The organism is Lysinibacter cavernae, assembly GCF_011758565.1.
Classification (GTDB): domain Bacteria; phylum Actinomycetota; class Actinomycetes; order Actinomycetales; family Microbacteriaceae; genus Lysinibacter; species Lysinibacter cavernae.
Genome location: NZ_JAAMOX010000003.1, coordinates 315,743 through 333,813, shown reverse-complemented (window position 1 = coordinate 333,813; position 18,071 = coordinate 315,743). Strand labels below are relative to the sequence as shown.

The 18,071-nt window shown below is 59.7% G+C and carries 15 protein-coding genes; 12 read left to right on the top strand and 3 right to left on the bottom strand.

Annotated features, from left to right (window positions below):
• Positions 1-25: 25 nt before the first annotated feature.
• The 3 genes from FHX76_RS15450 (at position 26) to FHX76_RS15440 (ending at position 3,817) form a co-directional block, all read left to right on the top strand.
• A complete protein-coding gene (locus FHX76_RS15450; protein WP_167152247.1) occupies positions 26-1,273 on the top strand; it encodes a hypothetical protein in 1,248 nt (415 codons plus the stop codon).
• Positions 1,274-1,388: 115 nt separating this feature from the next.
• Positions 1,389-2,666 carry an aspartate kinase gene (locus FHX76_RS15445; RefSeq protein WP_167152245.1) on the top strand — a complete coding sequence of 426 codons (1,278 nt, stop codon included), beginning with the start codon at positions 1,389-1,391 and terminating at the stop codon, positions 2,664-2,666.
• A 104-nt stretch (positions 2,667-2,770) separates the two neighbouring features.
• Complete coding sequence (locus FHX76_RS15440; protein WP_167152243.1) at positions 2,771-3,817, top strand: aspartate-semialdehyde dehydrogenase; 1,047 nt, start codon at positions 2,771-2,773, stop codon at positions 3,815-3,817.
• A gap of 85 nt (positions 3,818-3,902) precedes the next feature.
• Here the strand turns inward: FHX76_RS15440 and FHX76_RS15435 are convergent, their stop codons facing one another.
• Positions 3,903-4,856: a metallophosphoesterase gene (locus FHX76_RS15435; RefSeq protein WP_167152242.1), complete on the bottom strand. Its 954-nt coding sequence runs from the start codon at positions 4,854-4,856 to the stop codon at positions 3,903-3,905.
• Positions 4,856-7,456, bottom strand: a complete 2,601-nt coding sequence (locus FHX76_RS15430) for a transglycosylase domain-containing protein (RefSeq protein ID WP_167152240.1) — start codon at positions 7,454-7,456, stop codon at positions 4,856-4,858. Before FHX76_RS15430 ends, FHX76_RS15435 begins: the two co-directional genes overlap by 1 nt.
• Positions 7,457-7,540: 84 nt before the next feature.
• On the opposite strand from FHX76_RS15430, the gene sp36 reads away from it, so the two are divergent.
• On the top strand, positions 7,541-7,732 hold the full coding sequence (gene sp36, locus FHX76_RS15425) for a Sp36 family protein (RefSeq protein WP_167152238.1): 192 nt from the start codon (positions 7,541-7,543) through the stop codon (positions 7,730-7,732).
• Complete coding sequence (locus tag FHX76_RS15420; RefSeq protein ID WP_167152236.1) at positions 7,729-8,199, top strand: RidA family protein; 471 nt, start codon at positions 7,729-7,731, stop codon at positions 8,197-8,199. The genes sp36 and FHX76_RS15420 overlap by 4 nt, the downstream gene beginning before the upstream one ends.
• 80 nt (positions 8,200-8,279) lie before the next feature.
• Here FHX76_RS15420 and acs read toward each other — a convergent pair whose 3' ends face one another.
• Positions 8,280-10,256, bottom strand: coding sequence for an acetate--CoA ligase (gene acs, locus FHX76_RS15415; protein ID WP_167152234.1), 1,977 nt, complete (start codon positions 10,254-10,256; stop codon positions 8,280-8,282).
• Positions 10,257-10,661: 405 nt separating this feature from the next.
• Here acs and FHX76_RS15410 point away from each other — a divergent pair, with 405 nt between their 5' ends.
• From FHX76_RS15410 to tmk, 7 genes are all read left to right on the top strand, one after another.
• Positions 10,662-11,714, top strand: a complete 1,053-nt coding sequence (locus FHX76_RS15410) for a TadA family conjugal transfer-associated ATPase (RefSeq protein ID WP_167152232.1) — start codon at positions 10,662-10,664, stop codon at positions 11,712-11,714.
• A 317-nt stretch (positions 11,715-12,031) separates the two neighbouring features.
• Positions 12,032-12,766 carry a hypothetical protein gene (locus tag FHX76_RS15405; protein WP_167152230.1) on the top strand — a complete coding sequence of 245 codons (735 nt, stop codon included), beginning with the start codon at positions 12,032-12,034 and terminating at the stop codon, positions 12,764-12,766.
• A gap of 143 nt (positions 12,767-12,909) precedes the next feature.
• Complete coding sequence (locus FHX76_RS15400) at positions 12,910-13,281, top strand: DUF4244 domain-containing protein (RefSeq protein WP_167152229.1); 372 nt, start codon at positions 12,910-12,912, stop codon at positions 13,279-13,281.
• A 7-nt stretch (positions 13,282-13,288) separates the two neighbouring features.
• Positions 13,289-13,666, top strand: coding sequence for a TadE/TadG family type IV pilus assembly protein (locus FHX76_RS15395; RefSeq protein ID WP_167152227.1), 378 nt, complete (start codon positions 13,289-13,291; stop codon positions 13,664-13,666).
• Complete coding sequence (locus tag FHX76_RS15390) at positions 13,653-14,126, top strand: Rv3654c family TadE-like protein (RefSeq protein WP_208402760.1); 474 nt, start codon at positions 13,653-13,655, stop codon at positions 14,124-14,126. Before FHX76_RS15395 ends, FHX76_RS15390 begins: the two co-directional genes overlap by 14 nt.
• Before the next feature lie 135 nt (positions 14,127-14,261).
• Positions 14,262-17,147 carry a type I DNA topoisomerase gene (gene topA, locus FHX76_RS15385; protein ID WP_167152225.1) on the top strand — a complete coding sequence of 962 codons (2,886 nt, stop codon included), beginning with the start codon at positions 14,262-14,264 and terminating at the stop codon, positions 17,145-17,147.
• Positions 17,144-17,764, top strand: coding sequence for a dTMP kinase (gene tmk / locus FHX76_RS15380; RefSeq protein WP_167152224.1), 621 nt, complete (start codon positions 17,144-17,146; stop codon positions 17,762-17,764). Before topA ends, tmk begins: the two co-directional genes overlap by 4 nt.
• Positions 17,765-18,071 lie beyond the last annotated feature (307 nt).

Sequence of the window (18,071 nt, the reverse complement as noted above, 5' to 3'; positions counted from 1 at the left end):
CTTATCGGTGACCTAGACTCTAGGAATGGCAATGATGAGTGGCGTAAACAATGGCGAGCCCGGTATTCCTCCGAGGCCCCATTTTCCACCGCCGGCGGCCCCAAAAACTCAGCGCCGCCGGTCGCGCACTACCGCGTTGGCCGTCGTCGCGTCCTCGCTTATTGTGCTCGGGATTGCGGCGATTATTGTTGTCAAACTTCTGACGATGCAGCAGCTCACGGCTGAATATTCGTCGTTGGCTCGCGAATACAACGGACAAGTCGCTGAGTTCGCTGACACAGATGAAGCCCTTGCCGGAACGGTGGATGAACTCGAAAGGTCATCCGAATATCTCGCCTCATTTCTTGACGCTGCCGCACCGGGCTACGTCAGCCAAGAGAGCCGAGACCAGCTTGTTGAGGATCTCGGGACGCTTGACGAAATCCTTGCCAACGACACGATCGATCCCGTGACGTTTGACACGGTTGATCGTCAGCCGGCAGACGGAATAGGAGAGTCGGAGCTTCGTGACGAGATCGAGTCGGTGACCGATCTGAGCGCGAGCGTCACGGCAGCCATCGACGCGCGTGACGAGGCGAGCGCCTCGCTCGTCAGCGCGGGTAATGATGTTGAGAGCAGCGCAGAAGCGGTGATTGCAAGCGTCGCGCCGGTGAGTGGGGACCTGCTCGAGGCGGCGCCGTCAGCGAGTAACGGGTCCCGGATGGACCTTGAGCAATCCGTCTCGGCGCTGACTCCTACAACGCAGTGGCAGAGCCAAAGTACTCTCGATGCAATGGCCGACTATGTCTCGGCGATGCAGTCAGTGCAGCAGTCGCACACGTCGCGAGAGGCCGCCAAAGCACATCCCGACTACGCCAACCGCATGCTGATCGAAGAATTCGCGCGATCGATCTCCGGTGGAGTAGTTCTCGACCTTGACTGGGCACCGGTTGTGAACGGCTTTGGCCCTGGTGGGACGCCCGGCTACGGCGGAACCGCGCAGTGGTGGTATGCAAAGCCAAACTACACGCTCATTACCCTGTCCGAAAATGTCGCAACTGACTGGAATAGTCCGCAGAGCGTGCGTGATCTTGTCGCTCACGAGGTTGGCCACGCCATCAGTATCAAGTCGTCCTGCACGGCGGCATTCAACAGCGCACCCATCAACGGGGATGCCGAAGCCTGGGCAACCGCGTGGGCGATTGGCATGGGCTTCACCGGGCCGGGGAACGGTACCTGGGCCTATGGCGCCCCGACACAAGAACAGATCGATGCCACGATGAGCTGCCGCTAGGCCTGGTCCCGTCAACGCGTAACATGCGCGAGTGGCAGTATGAGTTGTCGTAAGATTGGTTTTTGGGCGTGTTTTCGCTCAAACCAGCCTCAAATTGGTTACTGGAGAGGGTCACATGGCGTTAATCGTGCAAAAGTTTGGCGGGTCCTCCGTTGCGGATGCCGAAAGCATCAAGCGGGTTGCCAAGCGCATCGTTGACACCAGGCGACAGGGCAACGACGTTGTTGTTGCCGTATCCGCCATGGGTGACAGTACCGACGACCTCCTCGACCTTGCTCACGCCGTGTCGCCAATCCCTGCGCCCCGTGAGCTCGACATGCTCCTCACCGCTGGAGAGCGCATCTCAATGGCGCTTCTTGCCATGGCGATCAAGGGCATGGGGCACGAGGCGCTCTCGTTTACCGGCAGCCAGGCCGGAATGATTACCGACGCAACCCACGGTGCTGCCCGCATCGTTGACGTCACCCCCAAACGTGTCCGTGCGGCCCTTGACCAGGGAGCCATCGCAATTGTGGCCGGGTTCCAAGGCTTTAACCGAGGCACTGGTGATATCACCACTCTTGGTCGCGGCGGTTCAGATACCACCGCAGTTGCGCTTGCGGCGGCCCTTGGCGCAGATGTCTGCGAGATCTATACCGACGTTGATGGTGTGTACACGTCAGACCCGCGCATCGTGCCGCAGGCCAAAAAGATTGACTTCATTCAGAGCGAAGAAATGCTCGAGCTCGCCGCATCCGGCGCCAAGATTCTGTACATCCGAGCAGTCGAATATGCCCGCCGTCACGGGGTAAAACTGCACGTCCGCTCGTCGTTTAACAATAACGAGGGCACAATTGTTTATAACCCCGAAGACGGCATCCCGAATGGAGGCAATGTGGAAGAGCCCATTATCACCGGTATTGCAACCGACTCTGGCGAAGCCAAGGTCACGGTTGTTGGTGTTCCCGATATCCCAGGCAAAGCTGCTGAGATTTTCGAGATTGTGGCCAAGACCAACGCCAACATCGACATGATCGTTCAGAACGTGTCTGAGGCCGCCACCGGTCGCACCGATATTTCGTTCACGCTTCCGAGCGGTGACGGCCAGCGGGTCATTGAGGCGCTCGAGGCAGAGAAGACTTCTGTCGAGTTTTTGAGCCTCCAGTACGACGACCAGATTGGCAAGCTTGCCGTCGTCGGAGCAGGCATGCGCACCAACGCAGGCGTCTCGGCCAAGCTGTTCCGCTCACTGTTTGAGGCGGGCATCAACATCGAGATGATTTCCACAAGCGAGATCCGTATCTCGGTTGTGACGCGCGCCGACAGCCTCAACGAGGCTGCCCGCGTACTGCACACTGCCTTTGGCCTCGACGGCGAAGACGTTGCCGTCGTCCACGCGGGCACTGGCCGCTAGGTCGCCCAGCTGAACCAAGCATCCGGAATCACAGGATTGATCCCGGATGCGTAGCTTTTCTGAACCCTTCTTCCCGCATTTGGCGGAGAAAACGAGACACTCACATGACTGAATTCAACGTAGCTATCGTCGGAGCGACCGGTCAGGTCGGAACCGTCATGCGCACCCTGCTTGAGCAGCGCAACTTCCCCGTTGCCTCGCTCCGCCTGCTGTCGACGGCTCGCTCGGCGGGCACCATCCTGAGCTTCCGCGGGCAAGACATCGTGGTTGAGGACGTGGCAACCGCCGATCCTGCCGGCGTCGACATTGCGCTCTTCTCGGCCGGCGCAACGGGTTCCCGTGCTCACGCGCCTCGATTTGCCGAGGCAGGCGCGATTGTCATCGATAACTCGAGCGCCTACCGTATGGACCCAGAGGTTCCGCTTATCGTGAGCGAGGTGAACCCCCACGCTATCGACCAGGCGGTGAAGGGAATCATCGCAAACCCCAACTGCACAACCATGGCCGCCATGCCGGCCATGAAAGCGCTGCACGAAGAGGCAGAACTCATCCGTCTTGTGGTCACCACCTTCCAAGCTGTCTCAGGTTCGGGACTCGCCGGGGCCGAGGAGCTCGCCGGTCAGGTCTACGCGGCCGTTGAGCAGGGCGACCTGACTCGTTTGGTTCACGACGGTTCGGCCGTTGACTTCCCAGCGCCCGTCAAATACGTGAAGCCCATCGCCTTCGATGTTGTGCCGCTTGCTGGCTCCATCGTGGAAGACGGGCTCGGCGAGACCGACGAGGAGAAGAAGCTGCGCAACGAAAGCCGCCGCATCCTCGAGATCGCTGACCTCCGAGTGTCGGGCACCTGCGTCCGTGTTCCGGTATTTACCGGTCACTCGCTGTCGATCAACGCGGAGTTTGCGAAGCCAATTTCGGCGGCGCGTGCAACCGAAATCCTGGCGTCGGCACCCGGCGTTGTGCTGAGCGACGTTCCAACGCCCCTCGAGGCCGCCGGTGCAGACCCAACGTTTGTTGGCCGCATCCGCGAGGACCAGTCAACCGCCGACGGGAACGGGCTGGCACTGTTTATCTCGAGCGATAATCTCCGCAAGGGCGCTGCGCTCAACGCGGTACAGATCGCTGAGGTTGTTGCTGCTTCACGCAGCTAGCGATTTGCGCCCCTACTAGGGGAGCACGACGGTTGTGGGGTTCTGGAAACAGAGCCCCACAACCGCGTTAACGGCTTGTGTCCCGTTAGGCCTGTGCCGGCGTGAGCGTAATGAGTGTCGCCTCTGGTCGGCACGCAAAACGGACCGGCGCGTAGATCGAATGACCAAGCCCAGCGCTGACCTGCAGGAACGCAGTCTTGCGTTCGTGCGTCCACGTCGAAAGACCTTTCGCCTGATCGCGCGGGAGATCACAGTTGGTGGTCAGCGCGCCGTATCCGGGGATGCAGACCTGTCCGCCGTGCGTGTGCCCAGCGAGAATCGTCGTTGCGCCCTCATCGATGAGCGTGTTGAGCGCCGACTGGTACGGAGCGTGCACAACGCCGATGCGGGTCACCTCGGCCTCGTCGGCTGAGGTCGCGCGCAGCTCAGCCAGTTGCTTGTGCATGACGTCGGGCTTGTCATAACTAATATGCGGGTCGTTGAGCCCAAAGAACTCAAGTTCGCGCCCACCAAGGTTGACGCGCGCTGCCGAATTATTGAGGTCCGACCATCCGAGTTCGTCGGCAAAATAGGAGGTGAGGGCCTTGTTATCCAGCGTCGGCATTTTGGTCGACTTCTGGCTCGGCTCGCGCAGGTATTTGAGCGGGCTTTTGAGCATGGGCCCGTAGTAATCGTTGGAGCCGTGTACAAAGACGCCAGGGACGCCTTTGAAGGGCTCTAACGAGTGTTTGATGGCGAAGAGCGCCTGCTCATGGCCGCAGTTGTCGCCAGTGTTGACGATGAGGTCAGGGTTGAGTGCGGCAAGGGACCTGACCCAGCGTTGCTTACGAAACTGCCACGGGGCCATGTGCAGATCGGAGAACTGCAGCATCCTGATCGGCGCTTGGCCTTTTGGGAGTACAGGAACCGTTATTTCCCGAAGCGTGAAGAGCTGTCGTTCGATGAGTGTGCCCCAAACGACGGCGGCAGCCCCCGCCGCGACAACAGCTCGTGCCGTTGTCGCGAGCGGGTGCTGCCGCCGTCGATCAGTTGGAGTCACTAGGAACACTCGACCAGAAGTGTGATCTGGCCGTCCTTCTTTGACATCTCACCCGCAGCTGGCGAGGAGCCAACTACCTTGCGCTTGTTCTCATCCTTCGGAACGCTGCCGGAACCTGACTCGCACGATGCCTTTGGCGTTGTGGTGAAGCCAGCGTTTCGCAGCGCCTGCACGATATCTGAGTAGCTTCCGGATACTTCTGGCACCGTGAGCATCGAAGCGTTGCTTCGGTAGATCACGATGTTTGAGCCGGCAACGGCTGCCGCACCGGCGGCAGGGTCAGTTCGTGACACCGTGCCGTTTGGCTGGTTTGAGTCCTCGATGCCGCCGTCGGTCGTTGTGAACCCAAGAGACTCGAGGAGAGCCTTTGACTCTTCGAAGCTCTTGCCGGCAGTGCCTGGGACCGGTGTGGTTTTTGCAACGAGTACTGTGCTGTCAGCCGTTGGGAAATCGTCTCCGCCGTATTTGAGGTCGGCAGCGTTCATCACTGCTGGCCAGATAACTTTACCGGCGTTGGGGAGGTTGTATGGGTTGGTATCTACTTTGCCCGTTACGTTGCCTGTCCAAACCGCAGTGGATACCTTCGTGCTTCCACCGACGGTCCAGTTATCCACGGTGAAGTCGGTCGTACCCGTCTTCGCTCCGTGGGGAATGCCGATAGCGCTACGGGCGTGCGGAGCAATACCATTCGTCACGTCATATTTCAGGGCGTACGCAACACCTGCAGCGACGCGAGGCTCAATTGCTTGTGTACACGTGCTCTTGGTGAAGGTCTGTTCTTCATCAGCGGCATTCGTGATCCTGTCTATCGGCATGGCAGTGCAGACGGTGCCATTGCCAAGAAACCCTGAGTAGGCGAGGGCCATCGTGATCGGTGCGATCTCATCTGTTCCACCGAAGACAGACGAGAGGTTTCCCGTCAGGTGGCGGCCTTTGTCGTAATCTGGGTTATCAATCGGTCGATCCGCGGCCCGGTGAACGCCCATCTTCTCGGCGAGCTCCGTGATGTCGCAGACATCCATCTTCTGGGCCATCGAGATAAACCCACCGTTCAGTGAGTTAGCCATTGCCGACAGGGCGGTGCGGTTTCCACCGTCGCCGCCGGAGGCGTTCTTAAAGGTGAACATCTCGAAGCCAGCAACACCGTCGGCCTTGCAACGGTCTTTGAACGTCTTCATATCGACGGTGCGGCCAGACGTATTGACGATCTCGTTCAGCGAGTGCCCCGTCCTGATCCATTCGGCCAGGGTGAAGGCCTTATACGTCGATCCAACTTGGAACCCGCTGGAGCCGCCGTATTCAATATCGGTGTTGTAGTTAATGGCCGTATATCCGGGGTTCGCAGCGATGAACTCGTCGTTCTCCGCAAACGGTCGGTTCTGAGTCATTGCAAGTACTCGTCCGGTGCCTACTTCTACAGAGACAGCCGTAGCACCTACATCGATTCCCGGAAGAGTGGCAGCCACATTTTCGACCATAGCTTGGTGGGCGGCCGCCTGGAGGTCAAGGTCGATGGTTGTGTAAATCTTGAGGCCGCCGCGCTTGAACTTGAACCAACGCTCCTCAGCAGAATTACCAAAACTCGGATCGTTTTTGATCACTCGGGTGACATAGTCGCAGAAGAAGGAGAGCACGCCGTCACCAGCCGTGGTGCAGCCAGTTTCTTTGGGAGTGATTTGCGGAAGAACCTCAGTAGCAATCGCAGCGTCGTACTGATCCTGGGTAATCTTTTGGTGGTCGAGCATATCGCCGAGAATGCGGTCGCGTCGCGCCTTGTTGGCAGGGATGTTCTCTTCAATATCGATTTGAAGCTGAGACGGATTGTTAACGATGGCAACAAGGCTTGCTGCCTGCTCGAGAGTGAGGTCTGCTGAGGTCGTGTTGTAGTAGTACCTCGCAGCTGATTCGATGCCATAAATTTTGCGACCGAAAAGAGCGATATTCAGATAGCCCTGAAGGATCTGGTCTTTGCCGTATTCTTTCTCGATTCCGATGGCCAGCTTCATCTCTTTGAGCTTGCGGTCGGCATCGGTTCGAGTGGCGTTTTTGTAGGCCTCTTTGCTCTCTTCTTCATCAGGGATCGCTTCAGCCTGTTGGACCAGTACGTTCTTGACGTACTGCATGGTGATTGTGGAAGCACCACTCAGAGTATTTGTCGTCGCGTTTCGCACGAGCGAACGCGTCATCGCAATAAGGTCGACACCCCCGTGGTCAAAGAACCGGGGGTCTTCAACCGCGACAACGGCATCCTTAACGAACGGGGAAATCTCGTCGTAGCTCTTTTCCACGCGGTCCTGATCGTAGAACGTGGCGTAGGGAACCCAGTCTTCGCCGCTCTTTGCATAGAGCGTCGACGGCTGCGCGAGCTCGCCAATGGCGAGATATTCTGGCATGTTGTTGAAGATGTCGATGGTGCTGTCGGCTGCGCGGCTGGTGAGCGCGACAACAGGGACAACGGATGCTGTAACGAGAACGCCGGCAATGGCGCTCATGGCTACAACGCCAAGAACGCCGCCGAGGGCGCCACTGAAGGTACGCGACCGGACGGTGCGCGAACGGCCTTTTTTGGCGCGCTGAGAGGTTGGACGAGAAGCAGTCATAGAATAAACGATAGGCGACAAAACTGGAAAAGCGCCCATCATCAGCGCGCAACACCGCGCGGCTGACGCATAAGGAGCTCAAAAATGGCAGAAACTACCGGGCAAAACCGGGAATCATCTCCCCGCTGGGAATATTTTGTGACCCCGCTCTTGCTGCACAGTGAGGCGCAAATTCTGAACAACTGGGGTTCAGAAGGCTGGGAACTGGTACAGGTTGTAGCCGGTCCTGCTGGCGGAAACGTGGCCTACATGAAGCGTCAGGCGGTGCAGGCATGAGCGCAATAGAGGCACGCCTTGCTGAACTCGGGTACGAACTTCCAGAGGTTGCGGCCCCCGTGGCAGCGTACGTCCCCGCAATTCGTACGGGTAACTACGTGTATACCTCGGGACAGCTGCCGTTTGTGAGCGGCGCATTGCCCGCAACCGGAAAGGTTGGCGACGGTGCCGGTCTTGTCTCCGCCGAAGCCGCTCAGGAACACGCAAAGCTGTGTGCGCTCAACGGACTTGCTGCGGCCAAGAGCATCATCGGTGACCTCGACAACATCGTCAGGGTTGTGAAGGTTGTTGGGTTTGTTGCATCCGACCCGGCCTTCACCGGGCAGCCTGGAGTGATCAACGGCACCTCCGTGTTCCTCGGAGAGGTCTTTGGCGACGCAGGCGTGCATGCACGTTCAGCGGTCGGCGTATCGGTTCTTCCGCTCGATTCGCCGGTTGAAGTGGAGTTTGTTTTCGAGGTTCGCTAGTTAAGCGAGACCGCAAACACACAAGCGGGCCGGTACCTTCATGCGAAGGTACCGGCCCGCTTCGTTTGTGGCGGGACTTTCTACTTGATCTTGTCGCTGATCGTCTGCATGACGAGCGTGTCAGCGAGCGTGCTCGTGTCGCCAACTTCGCGGCCTTCTGCAACATCCTTCAGCAATCGACGGATGATCTTGCCTGAGCGGGTCTTTGGCAGCTCGGAGACAATGATGATCTGACGTGGCCTTGCGATCGCGCCGATCTGGGACCCAACGTGGGCCTTCAGAATGGCTGATGCCTGGTCGCCATCGTTAATGACCGTCTGATTGCGCTTCAGGATGACAAACGCGACAACGGCTTGGCCGGTTGTTTCGTCGTGCGCACCAACAACCGCCGACTCAGCAACCGAGGGGTGCGAGACGAGGGAGGACTCGATTTCGGTGGTTGACAACCGGTGTCCGGATACGTTCATGACATCGTCAACACGACCCATGAGCCAGATGTCGCCGTCCTCGTCGAGCCGGGCACCATCGCCGGCAAAGTACTTATCGCCGAAGGTCGCCCAGTACGTGTCTATGAATCGCTGAGGGTCGCCCCAGATGCCGCGGAGCATGCTTGGCCACGGCTGCGTCACGACAAGGAGCCCGCCGTTGCCATTGCCAACGTGCTTCGCGTTGTCGTCAACCACGTCAACGCTGATGCCCGGAATGGGAACCTGCGCGCTACCCGGCTTTGTCGCTGTGATCCCGGGAAGGGGCGAGACCATGATGGCCCCCGTCTCTGTTTGCCACCACGTGTCAACGATTGGGGCCGAGCCCCCTCCGATCACCTCGCGGTACCAGAGCCAAGCCTCCGGGTTAATGGCCTCGCCAACCGTGCCAAGGAGACGAATGCTTGACAGATCGTTCTGCTGCGCAACCGCGCGACCCTGTTTCATGAAGGAGCGGATCGCGGTTGGTGCCGTGTAGAAGGTAGTAACGCCATAGCGCTCAACGATTTCCCACCAGCGGCTCCAATTTGGGGTCTCTGGGGTGCCCTCGTAGATGACCTGCGTTGCGCCGTTTGCCAGCGGGCCGTAGACCACGTAGCTGTGGCCGGTGATCCAGCCGATGTCGGCCGTGCACCAGTACACGTCTGACTCCGGACGCAGGTCAAAGACTGCCTTATGCGTAAAGCTCGCCTGGGTGAGGTATCCACCCGAGGTGTGCAGGATGCCTTTCGGCTTCCCCGTAGTGCCGGACGTGTAGAGGATAAAGAGCGGGTTTTCAGCTGGGAAGCCCTTTGCCGTGTGTTCGTTGTCAACGAGGGCGATTTCCTCATCCCACCAGAGGTCCCTGCCTTCTTCCCAGGCGATATCGTTCTCACCGCGGCGAACGACGAGCACGTTCTTGACGGACAGCTCAGCGTCTGACGCGATGGCAAGGGCATCGTCAACCGCTGGCTTCAGCGGGGAGACCTTGCCCTTTCGCCATCCACCATCGGCGGTGATGACGAGTTTCGCTTGGGCATCATCGATGCGTGCCCTGAGGCTTTCAGCGCTGAAGCCACCAAAGACAACAGAGTGGACCGCGCCGATGCGGGCGATCGCAAGCATCGAGATGACGGCCTCTGGAATCATCGGGAGGTAGACCGCAACGCGGTCACCCTCGTGAATGCCAAGCGAGGTGAGCAGGTTTGCTGCGCGTTTGACCTCGCTGAGCAGCTCCGTGTAGCTGATTGCGCGTTTATCGCCAGGCTCGCCCTCCCAATAGATGGCAATGCGGTCGCCGTTGCCGGCGAGAACGTGCCGGTCAAGGCAGTTGTAGGCAAGGTTGATTTCTCCGTCTTCGAACCACTTCGCAAACGGGGGGTTTGACCAATCAAGGGTCTGAGTAAAGGGCTTGTGCCAGTGCAGCGATTTGGCCTGCTTCGCCCAGAAAGCCACAGGGTCGGCCTTGGCCTCGTCGTAGATTTCTGGACCGAATTGTGCGGCCTCTGCAAACGCGGGCGGCGCTGGAAAGCTACCAACCTCACTCTGCAGGCTTTCAATGACACCGTGGGAGTTATCTTGTGTGGACACCATTATCCGTTCTGTGCAGGAGCGTTCGTGCGACCTTTGTAGCGTAGCAAATCTTTGCTCGGGTGCAGGGCGGGTGAAAGGGTGGCTGAATTTTCACTTAGAGTCTGTCTAAATCGTTATACATGCGGTTAGAATTGACACCGATCGCGCCTCTTAGTGCGTTGATCGAGATAACGCAATCTATGGATTTCCCCAAAGTCCGGCGTTGTCGAGGCGGCACCGAACCCCTAACCGGTGCCGCCTCCCCTTGTTAACGGGTTCCTCAGACGAACGGGTGGTTTGCCAGTAGCCCGCGCGGAGGGCGTCGTTGGCTGGCGGGCTCATATCCACAGGCGGGTGCGGGGCGCAGAAGTCCACAGATTTGCTTGGGCCGGACAGACAGCCCGACCGTGCGCCTACGGTCGGGCTATGTCTCACACTCACACACCGCATACCGTTCCTTATCCGATTCGGGCCGCCTTTGGCCCGCTTGCCCCGTTGCTTGACGATCCTGACGTGACCGACATCTTTGTCAACGGGGGTAAGGGCACCTGGGTCGATCGCGGGGGCGGCGCTCGCCAAGAGCCAACCCTCGGCCTGACCCACGACGAAACAACTCGGCTGGCCATCGCGCTTATCTCCCGTGGCGGGAGGCATATTGATGAGGCGACACCCTGCGTTGACGTCAGGCTCGGCTGGGGGATCAGAGCGCATGCTGTGCTTCCTCCGATTGCACGAGACGGGCCGTTCCTGTCGCTGCGCATCCCGAGGTATCGGCGGCTTGGGCTCGACGATCTTGCAACTCGACACATGTTTGGTTCTGATACCAGGGAGATCCTGGAAGACGCGGTTTCTGCCCGGCAGAACATTCTCATTGCTGGCGCAGGTGGGAGCGGCAAAACGACACTGCTTGGCGCGCTTCTTGCCACGGTGCCAGAAACCGAACGAATCGTCACGATCGAGGATGTCTCTGAGCTGAGCATCGAGCATCCGCACTGCGTCTCGCTCGAGTCTCGGCAGCCAAACCTCGACGGTGCTGGTGGGGTTGGGCTTGACCAGCTAGTGCGCGAGGCCCTTCGGATGAGACCGGACCGAATCGTCGTTGGAGAATGTAGAGGGCCAGAACTCCGTGAGTTGCTCGGTGCGCTGAACACCGGCCACGACGGCGGCGCTGGAACGCTCCACGCCAACTCTCTTGACGACGTTCCTGCCAGGCTCGAAGCGCTTGGTGCGCTTGCGGGGTTTACTGCGGATGCGCTCGCTCGCCAGGTTGTCAGCGCGATTCATCTTGTGGTTCAGCTCGAGCGCCGCGACGGCCTGCGAAGCGTTGCAGGGCTCGGCCGGTTTCGGCTCAGCGCCGAAGGGTTGCTCCGGGTCGAAAAGTTGCTCCGCGTCGAAGAAGCCGAGGTCGGGGATGCGGGCGCGGCGCGACCGTCGCCGAGCGGCGAGCCTCCTGCGCGACACCCACCCCTGCGACCATGACGATCGGTAGGGAAACACGAGTGCCGCCCCAGCGGCCGGATTCAACCCGCCGCCGTGCTTCGAGCATCCACGACGAGGCGATAGAGGTGGCAACGGTTATTCGAAGGCTTGCCGTACTTATCGTCGCTGGCCTACCAATTAACCGGGCGTGGCAGCATCTGGCCCAATCGACTGAATATGGCCTACGAACGACACAGCTCATCGATCGGTGTGCTCAAGCCGCCTTTGCCGCTGCCGACGTTCCCTCCGCCATTCTCGACATGTCAGATGAATTATTCTCCTCGGGGAGACGCTGGCCCAGATCACGGAATCGTCGTGTGAAGCAGCGCGCTGGTTCTGCCCCTGCCCGCGACTCGTGGAACGGCCTAGCCGCCGTTCTTGATGTGGCCCAGCACACCGGCGCCCCGCTCGGAGAGTCGCTTGAACGACTGGCTCACAGCTACGACGACAATGCAGAAACGAGGCGAACGGTCGAGGTTTCCCTCTCGGGTTCGCGATCAACTGCTCGACTGATGACGCTGTTACCGCTGCTCAGCATCGCATTGAGTACGGCTCTTGGCTTCGACCCGTTGCGCATACTGACCCAAACCCCGCTCGGTGCCGCCTGCGGTGTGCTCGGGCTCTTGTTCAATCTTTCCGCGGCCGCGTGGAGTTCGCGGTTGGTGCGGTCTGCCATCGCCGTTCGGCCGACTCCGGGACTCGTGCTCGACCTGGTCGCGCTCGCCGTGTCTGGCGGCGGTGCTCTGAGTCAGGCAAACAGAACGGTGGCCGACGCGGTTGAGCGGTTCGCCCTTGTCGAGGCGAACGAGCTTGCACGAGCGCAATTGACGCTTGACCTTGCCCAGCGCGCAGGCGTGCCAGCCTCGGAGCTCGTGCGATCGGACGCGCAGTTGATTCGTGCCGAGCAGCGGGCCGAAGGTGGGAGGCGGGCAGGCAGGCTGACCGTCACGCTGATGCTGCCGCTGGGATGCTGCACGCTGCCGGCATTTATGCTCTTGGGGGTTGCGCCGCTCATGATGTCAATTTTGTCGCTCGTTATCGTTCAAAACTAACCACAGCTCAGTTCCGAATTGAGTTATGCACAGATTCGATTCCGTCCGGTATAGGTCCTCGCCAATGCCAGAGGATAGGACCCCATAAAGCCCCAACTCAGAGCGATCCTCGGGCTTTTCTCCCCAAACAGAAAGCACACACTATGAGCATCACATACTTACCAACGAGCAAACTGCAACACCCAAGCTACGCCACCAACCGCGCACGGCAACGCCCGACGGCGGCATCGCGTGGGGCGTCAGGTTCTGCGCTGTTTTGCGAGCAAATCAGTCGGGTGGCCAAAGCAGATGCGCGTCCAGCGCTGCTCCGCGTCGTTCACCGAGTCACGCATACCGTTCGATTCAAGCTGCGTGAGCTTCTTCAAGACGAGCGCGGTGCGGCCACCGCAGAGTACGCAGTTGTTGTCATGGCCGCTGTCGGTTTTGCGGGCCTGCTTGTTGTGATCCTTCGCGGCAATGAGATTAAGGCAATGCTCACAGAACTGGTCAAAAGCGCCCTCGGCGCTGCTGGGTAAGCGCCTCATGGCATCGCTCGCTCACAATCGTGTTCGCCTGGGCGCGCTGCTAACGGATGCACGGGGGAGCGCCACCGTTGAGTTCGCGCTCCTCCTCCCATTCTCCGTCACCGTTCTCGGCCTGAGCCTCGCAGCGATTGTGCTGGCAACAAGCCAGATTACGCTTGCTGCCGCTGCGAGCGATGTTGCGCGAATGCTTGCGCGCTCCGAGGGCAGCGCAGACATCGACGGTCGGCTTGCCGCCGCTGGTGCCGGGATCCAGCTGAGTCAGCACACAGACGGAGCCTTCCGTTGTGTTCGTCTTGACCAAGCCGTTGAGCACGGGCCACTTGGTGGCCTCGGCATTCGCCTCAGCGCGGAAGGATGCGCCCTTGACTCGCTGTAACCAGTGGGCAGGAACGGCCACGATTATCCCTCTGCTACGTACCGCTTCTCATGAACGGGCAAAACAGCTGCCCGATCACGGAGCAGGGCAACCTGGCGCGCAGATGCGTCAGTGGCTGTCAGCTGAATCAGGTGCTGCCACTGTCGTTGTTGCGTTTTCTCTTGCTGTCCTCGCGTTGAGCGCCTCTGTGTTGGTTGCGAGCGGGGCCCTGGTCGAGCGGCAGGTGCTCGCGTCGGCTGCCGATGCCGCGGCGCTTGCTGCTGCCGACACGGCGGTTGGGTTTGTATCAGGGGTTCCCTGCGAACGGGCGGAGCAAACAGCCGTTCGGAACCATGCCACAATGGTTGATTGTACGGTCGAAGGTTTTGAGGTACGTGTAACCGTTTCTCGGCAGGTCATGGGCATGCCCATCCGCTCCTCGGCTCGTGCAGCGCCGGCACCTCACGCAAGCCAAATGTGAGCATGATCACAACGAACCTGTGTAGTGTGTCGCCTAGGGGGCACGTCACACCCACCACGGTTGTGAGGCCTCAATACTGTGGAGCAGCAGGCATTACCATGCTGGATTGTTCCTCAACATGAGCAAAGGAGTCGCGTGCCTGGCACGAAGAAGCTGGTGATTGTCGAGTCACCCACCAAGGCAAAAACGATCGGCGCTTACCTTGGAGACGACTACGAGGTAATTGCCTCAGTTGGCCACATCCGCGACCTTGCTGAGCCATCTGAATTGCCAGCCGAACTCAAAAAAGGCCCCTTTGGGAAGTTCGCCGTTGACGTTGAGAACAACTTCAACCCCTACTACGTTGTAGCTGAGAACAAAAAGAAGACGGTCACCGAACTCAAACGAGCTCTGAAAAATGCCGACGAGGTTTGGCTCGCAACTGATGAGGACCGCGAGGGAGAAGCCATCGCGTGGCACCTGCTCGAAGTGCTGAAGCCGAAAGTTCCTGTCCGGCGCATGGTGTTCCACGAAATCACCAAAGACGCCATTGAATTTGCAAAGAACAACACAAGAGACATCGATGTAGCCCTTGTTGACGCGCAGGAGACTCGACGCATCCTCGACCGCCTCTACGGATATGACCTGTCGCCCGTTTTGTGGCGCAAGGTCGCCCCAAAACTTTCTGCCGGGCGAGTACAGTCAGCTGCAACGCGCCTCGTTGTTGATCGTGAACGTGAGCGCCTCGCGTTTGTCTCGGCAAACTACTGGGACCTCACCGGAATCTTTGGTACTGCTCTTGACGCTCCAGCCGACGGGGAGACGTTCTCCGCCCGTTTGGCGCGGCTCGATGGGCACACCATCGCGACCGGTCGTGACTACGATGACCTTGGGCAACTGACCGAAAAGGCGACGAAGGCCGGAGTCGTTTCGCTGAGCGAAACCGACGCTCACTCGCTTGTCTCGCAGCTGCGCGCCGACAATGTGGCAATAACGGTTTCCTCGATGGAGACCAAGCCGCATACACGCCGCCCCGCCGCGCCCTTCACAACCTCGACCCTGCAGCAGGAGGCGTCGCGCAAGCTCCGCTTTACTTCGCGCCAGACGATGTCGGCCGCGCAAACGCTCTATGAGCGAGGGTTCATTACCTATATGCGAACCGATTCGCCGTCGCTGTCCAGCCAGGCAATCAACGCGGCACGGACCCAGGCCGCAAAACTGTACGGGGCCGAAACCGTTCCCGATTCACCGCGCCTCTACAAGGGCAAGAGCAAGGGGGCCCAAGAAGCTCACGAAGCTATTCGGCCGGCCGGTGAAGTGTTCAAAACCCCTTCGGAAGCGGCCTCGTCGCTCACCGGAAGTGAGCTAAAACTCTACGAATTGATCTGGAAGCGTACTGTCGCATCGCAGATGGCGGATGCCAAGGGCTCCACCGCGACCGTAACGCTCACCGCAGGCCCAACCGAAAACGGCAGCACCGCCGAATTCACGGCAAGCGGAACCGTCATCACCTTCAGAGGCTTCCTCCTCGCCTACGAAGAAGGCACCGACGAAAAGCGCCACACTGCTGCAGCAGGCTCCGACGAGAAGCTGCCGAACCTCTCCGAGGGGCAACGGCTTGCACTTGCCGAGCTCGAAGCCAAGGGGCACGACACGCTGCCAAAGCCCCGATACACCGAAGCGAGCCTGACCAAGAAGCTTGAAGAGCTTGGCATCGGTCGGCCATCAACATACACGGCAATTATCTCCACAATCATGGATCGTGGATACGTGGCCAAGCGTGGCGAGGCCCTTGTCCCGAGCTGGATCGCGTTTTCCGTTGTACGCCTGCTCGAAGACCACTTCACGGAACTCGTCGAGTACGATTTCACCGCCTCGATGGAAGACGATCTCGACCGCATCGCTGCTGGTGAAGAAGACCGCGGCGAATGGCTTAAGGGTTTCTACTTCGGAACAGAGAATCACCCAGGCCTCCGTAGCATTGTTGACAACCTCGGTGACATTGACGCCAGGGCGATTAACTCGATTGCGGTTACCCCAGAAATCACCCTTCGCATCGGCAAATACGGCCCCTACCTTGAGGTCGTTGACGAGCACGCAACGGTATCCGAAGACGGAACCGTTACCCCTCGCCGGGTGAACCTGCCAGAGGGCCTTGCACCAGATGAGCTGACCGCGGCGAAAGCCCAAGAGCTCGTTGACGCGCCGCCGGTGGTCGACCGCGTTATTGGCGTGAACCCTGAGAACGGCAAAGAGATCGTTGCGAAAGACGGTCGCTTCGGCCCGTACGTCACCGAAATCGAGCCGGAACCCGCCGAGCCAGTGCCAGCGAAAAAAAGCAAGACCGCGCCAAAGCCCCGCACGGCTTCCCTGTTCAAATCGATGGATCTTTCGACAATCGACCTTGAAACAGCGCTGACGCTTTTGAACCTGCCGCGTACGGTTGGGGTCGACCCTGAGAGTGGCGAAGAGATTACCGCGCAAAACGGTCGATACGGTGCCTACCTGAAGAAGGGCACCGATACTCGCTCACTCACCGCAGAAGATGACATCCTGACGATTAACCTCCCTGGGGCCATCGAACTGTTTGCTCAGCCAAAATACGGCGCGCGAAAAGCGTCGAGTGCGCTCAAAGAATTTGACGCTGACCCCGTGAGTGGCAAGCCCATCAAGGTGAAAGACGGCCGTTTTGGTCCGTACGTCACCGACGGCGTCACCAACGCGACCATCCCTCGTGGAGAAGACGTGGAAGCCATCACCTTCGAGCGCGCCGTTGAACTCCTAGAGATCAAACGTGCGAAGGGCCCAGCGAAGAAGAAGGCTCCAGCGAAGAAAGCTCCAGCCAAGAAGCCAGCAGCGAAGAAAGCTCCGGCGAAGAAGGCTCCGGCCAAGAAGCCAGTCGCGAAGAAGGCAACTGCGACGACCACAAAAGCTGCAACAAGCGCCGCGGCGAAAAAAGCGGCAACTGCTAAGACTGGTGCCCCGAGTGCGGCAGCGACCAAGGCAGCTGCGGCAAAAGCAGCGGAGGCGGCCGCGGAGTGACCGGGCTTTTCATCACCTTTGAGGGCGGCGATGCCAGCGGCAAGTCGACGCAGTCGCGGCTGCTGAGCGAATGGCTCAACGACCGCGGAATTCAGCCAGTCTTCACCAGGGAGCCAGGCGGAACCGAACTCGGCGTCGAGATACGCCGACTGCTGCTGCACAGCGGTCACGTCTCGCCGCGGGCAGAAGCGCTGCTGTATGCCGCCGACCGAGCACATCACGTTGAAACGGTGGTGCAGCCCGCGCTTGACCGTGGCGAGGTGGTGATTCAAGACCGCTATATTGACTCATCCATTGCCTACCAGGGCGCCGGACGGGTGCTCGATGCTCACGAGATCGCGAACCTTTCAGCCTGGGCGTCCAACGGACTGCTTCCGAAGCTCACGGTTCTACTCGACCTCGACCCAGCGACCGCAAAGCAGCGTTTGACCACGCTCGGTGAGGGATTCGACCGTCTCGAATCAGAGAAGCTTGACTTCCACACCCGCGTTCGCGACGGTTTCCTTTCCCTCGCAGCAAACGATCCGGAACGGTTCCTCGTGCTCGACGCGAGCCAGCCAATCGAGGTGCTCGCCACCGCCATTCGCGCGCGCGTCGAGTCGCTGCTCGCTCGCTAGCAGGCGGACAGCAAGGGCTGCGGCTCCATCTGGGTCAAGGGTGACGGACTCTTGGCAGAGCGAGAGTATCCTCCACCCTCCATGCAGCTCAGCAACTGTTGGCCAAACGACCCCACCGGCATGCCGCTCGACGAGACGGATGGCGAGACGCTCCGTTTCAAACGCCATCGCAACATGCTCAACGCAGAGACCCTCGATCGTCACCAGTGGGCTGCCATCCTGAGGGCTCAAACGGCGGCCGCGGTTTCCGGCTGGTGTTCCTCGGTCAGGTGTAGCCGTTGCCGTGTTGAGCTCGCGCACAATGGCC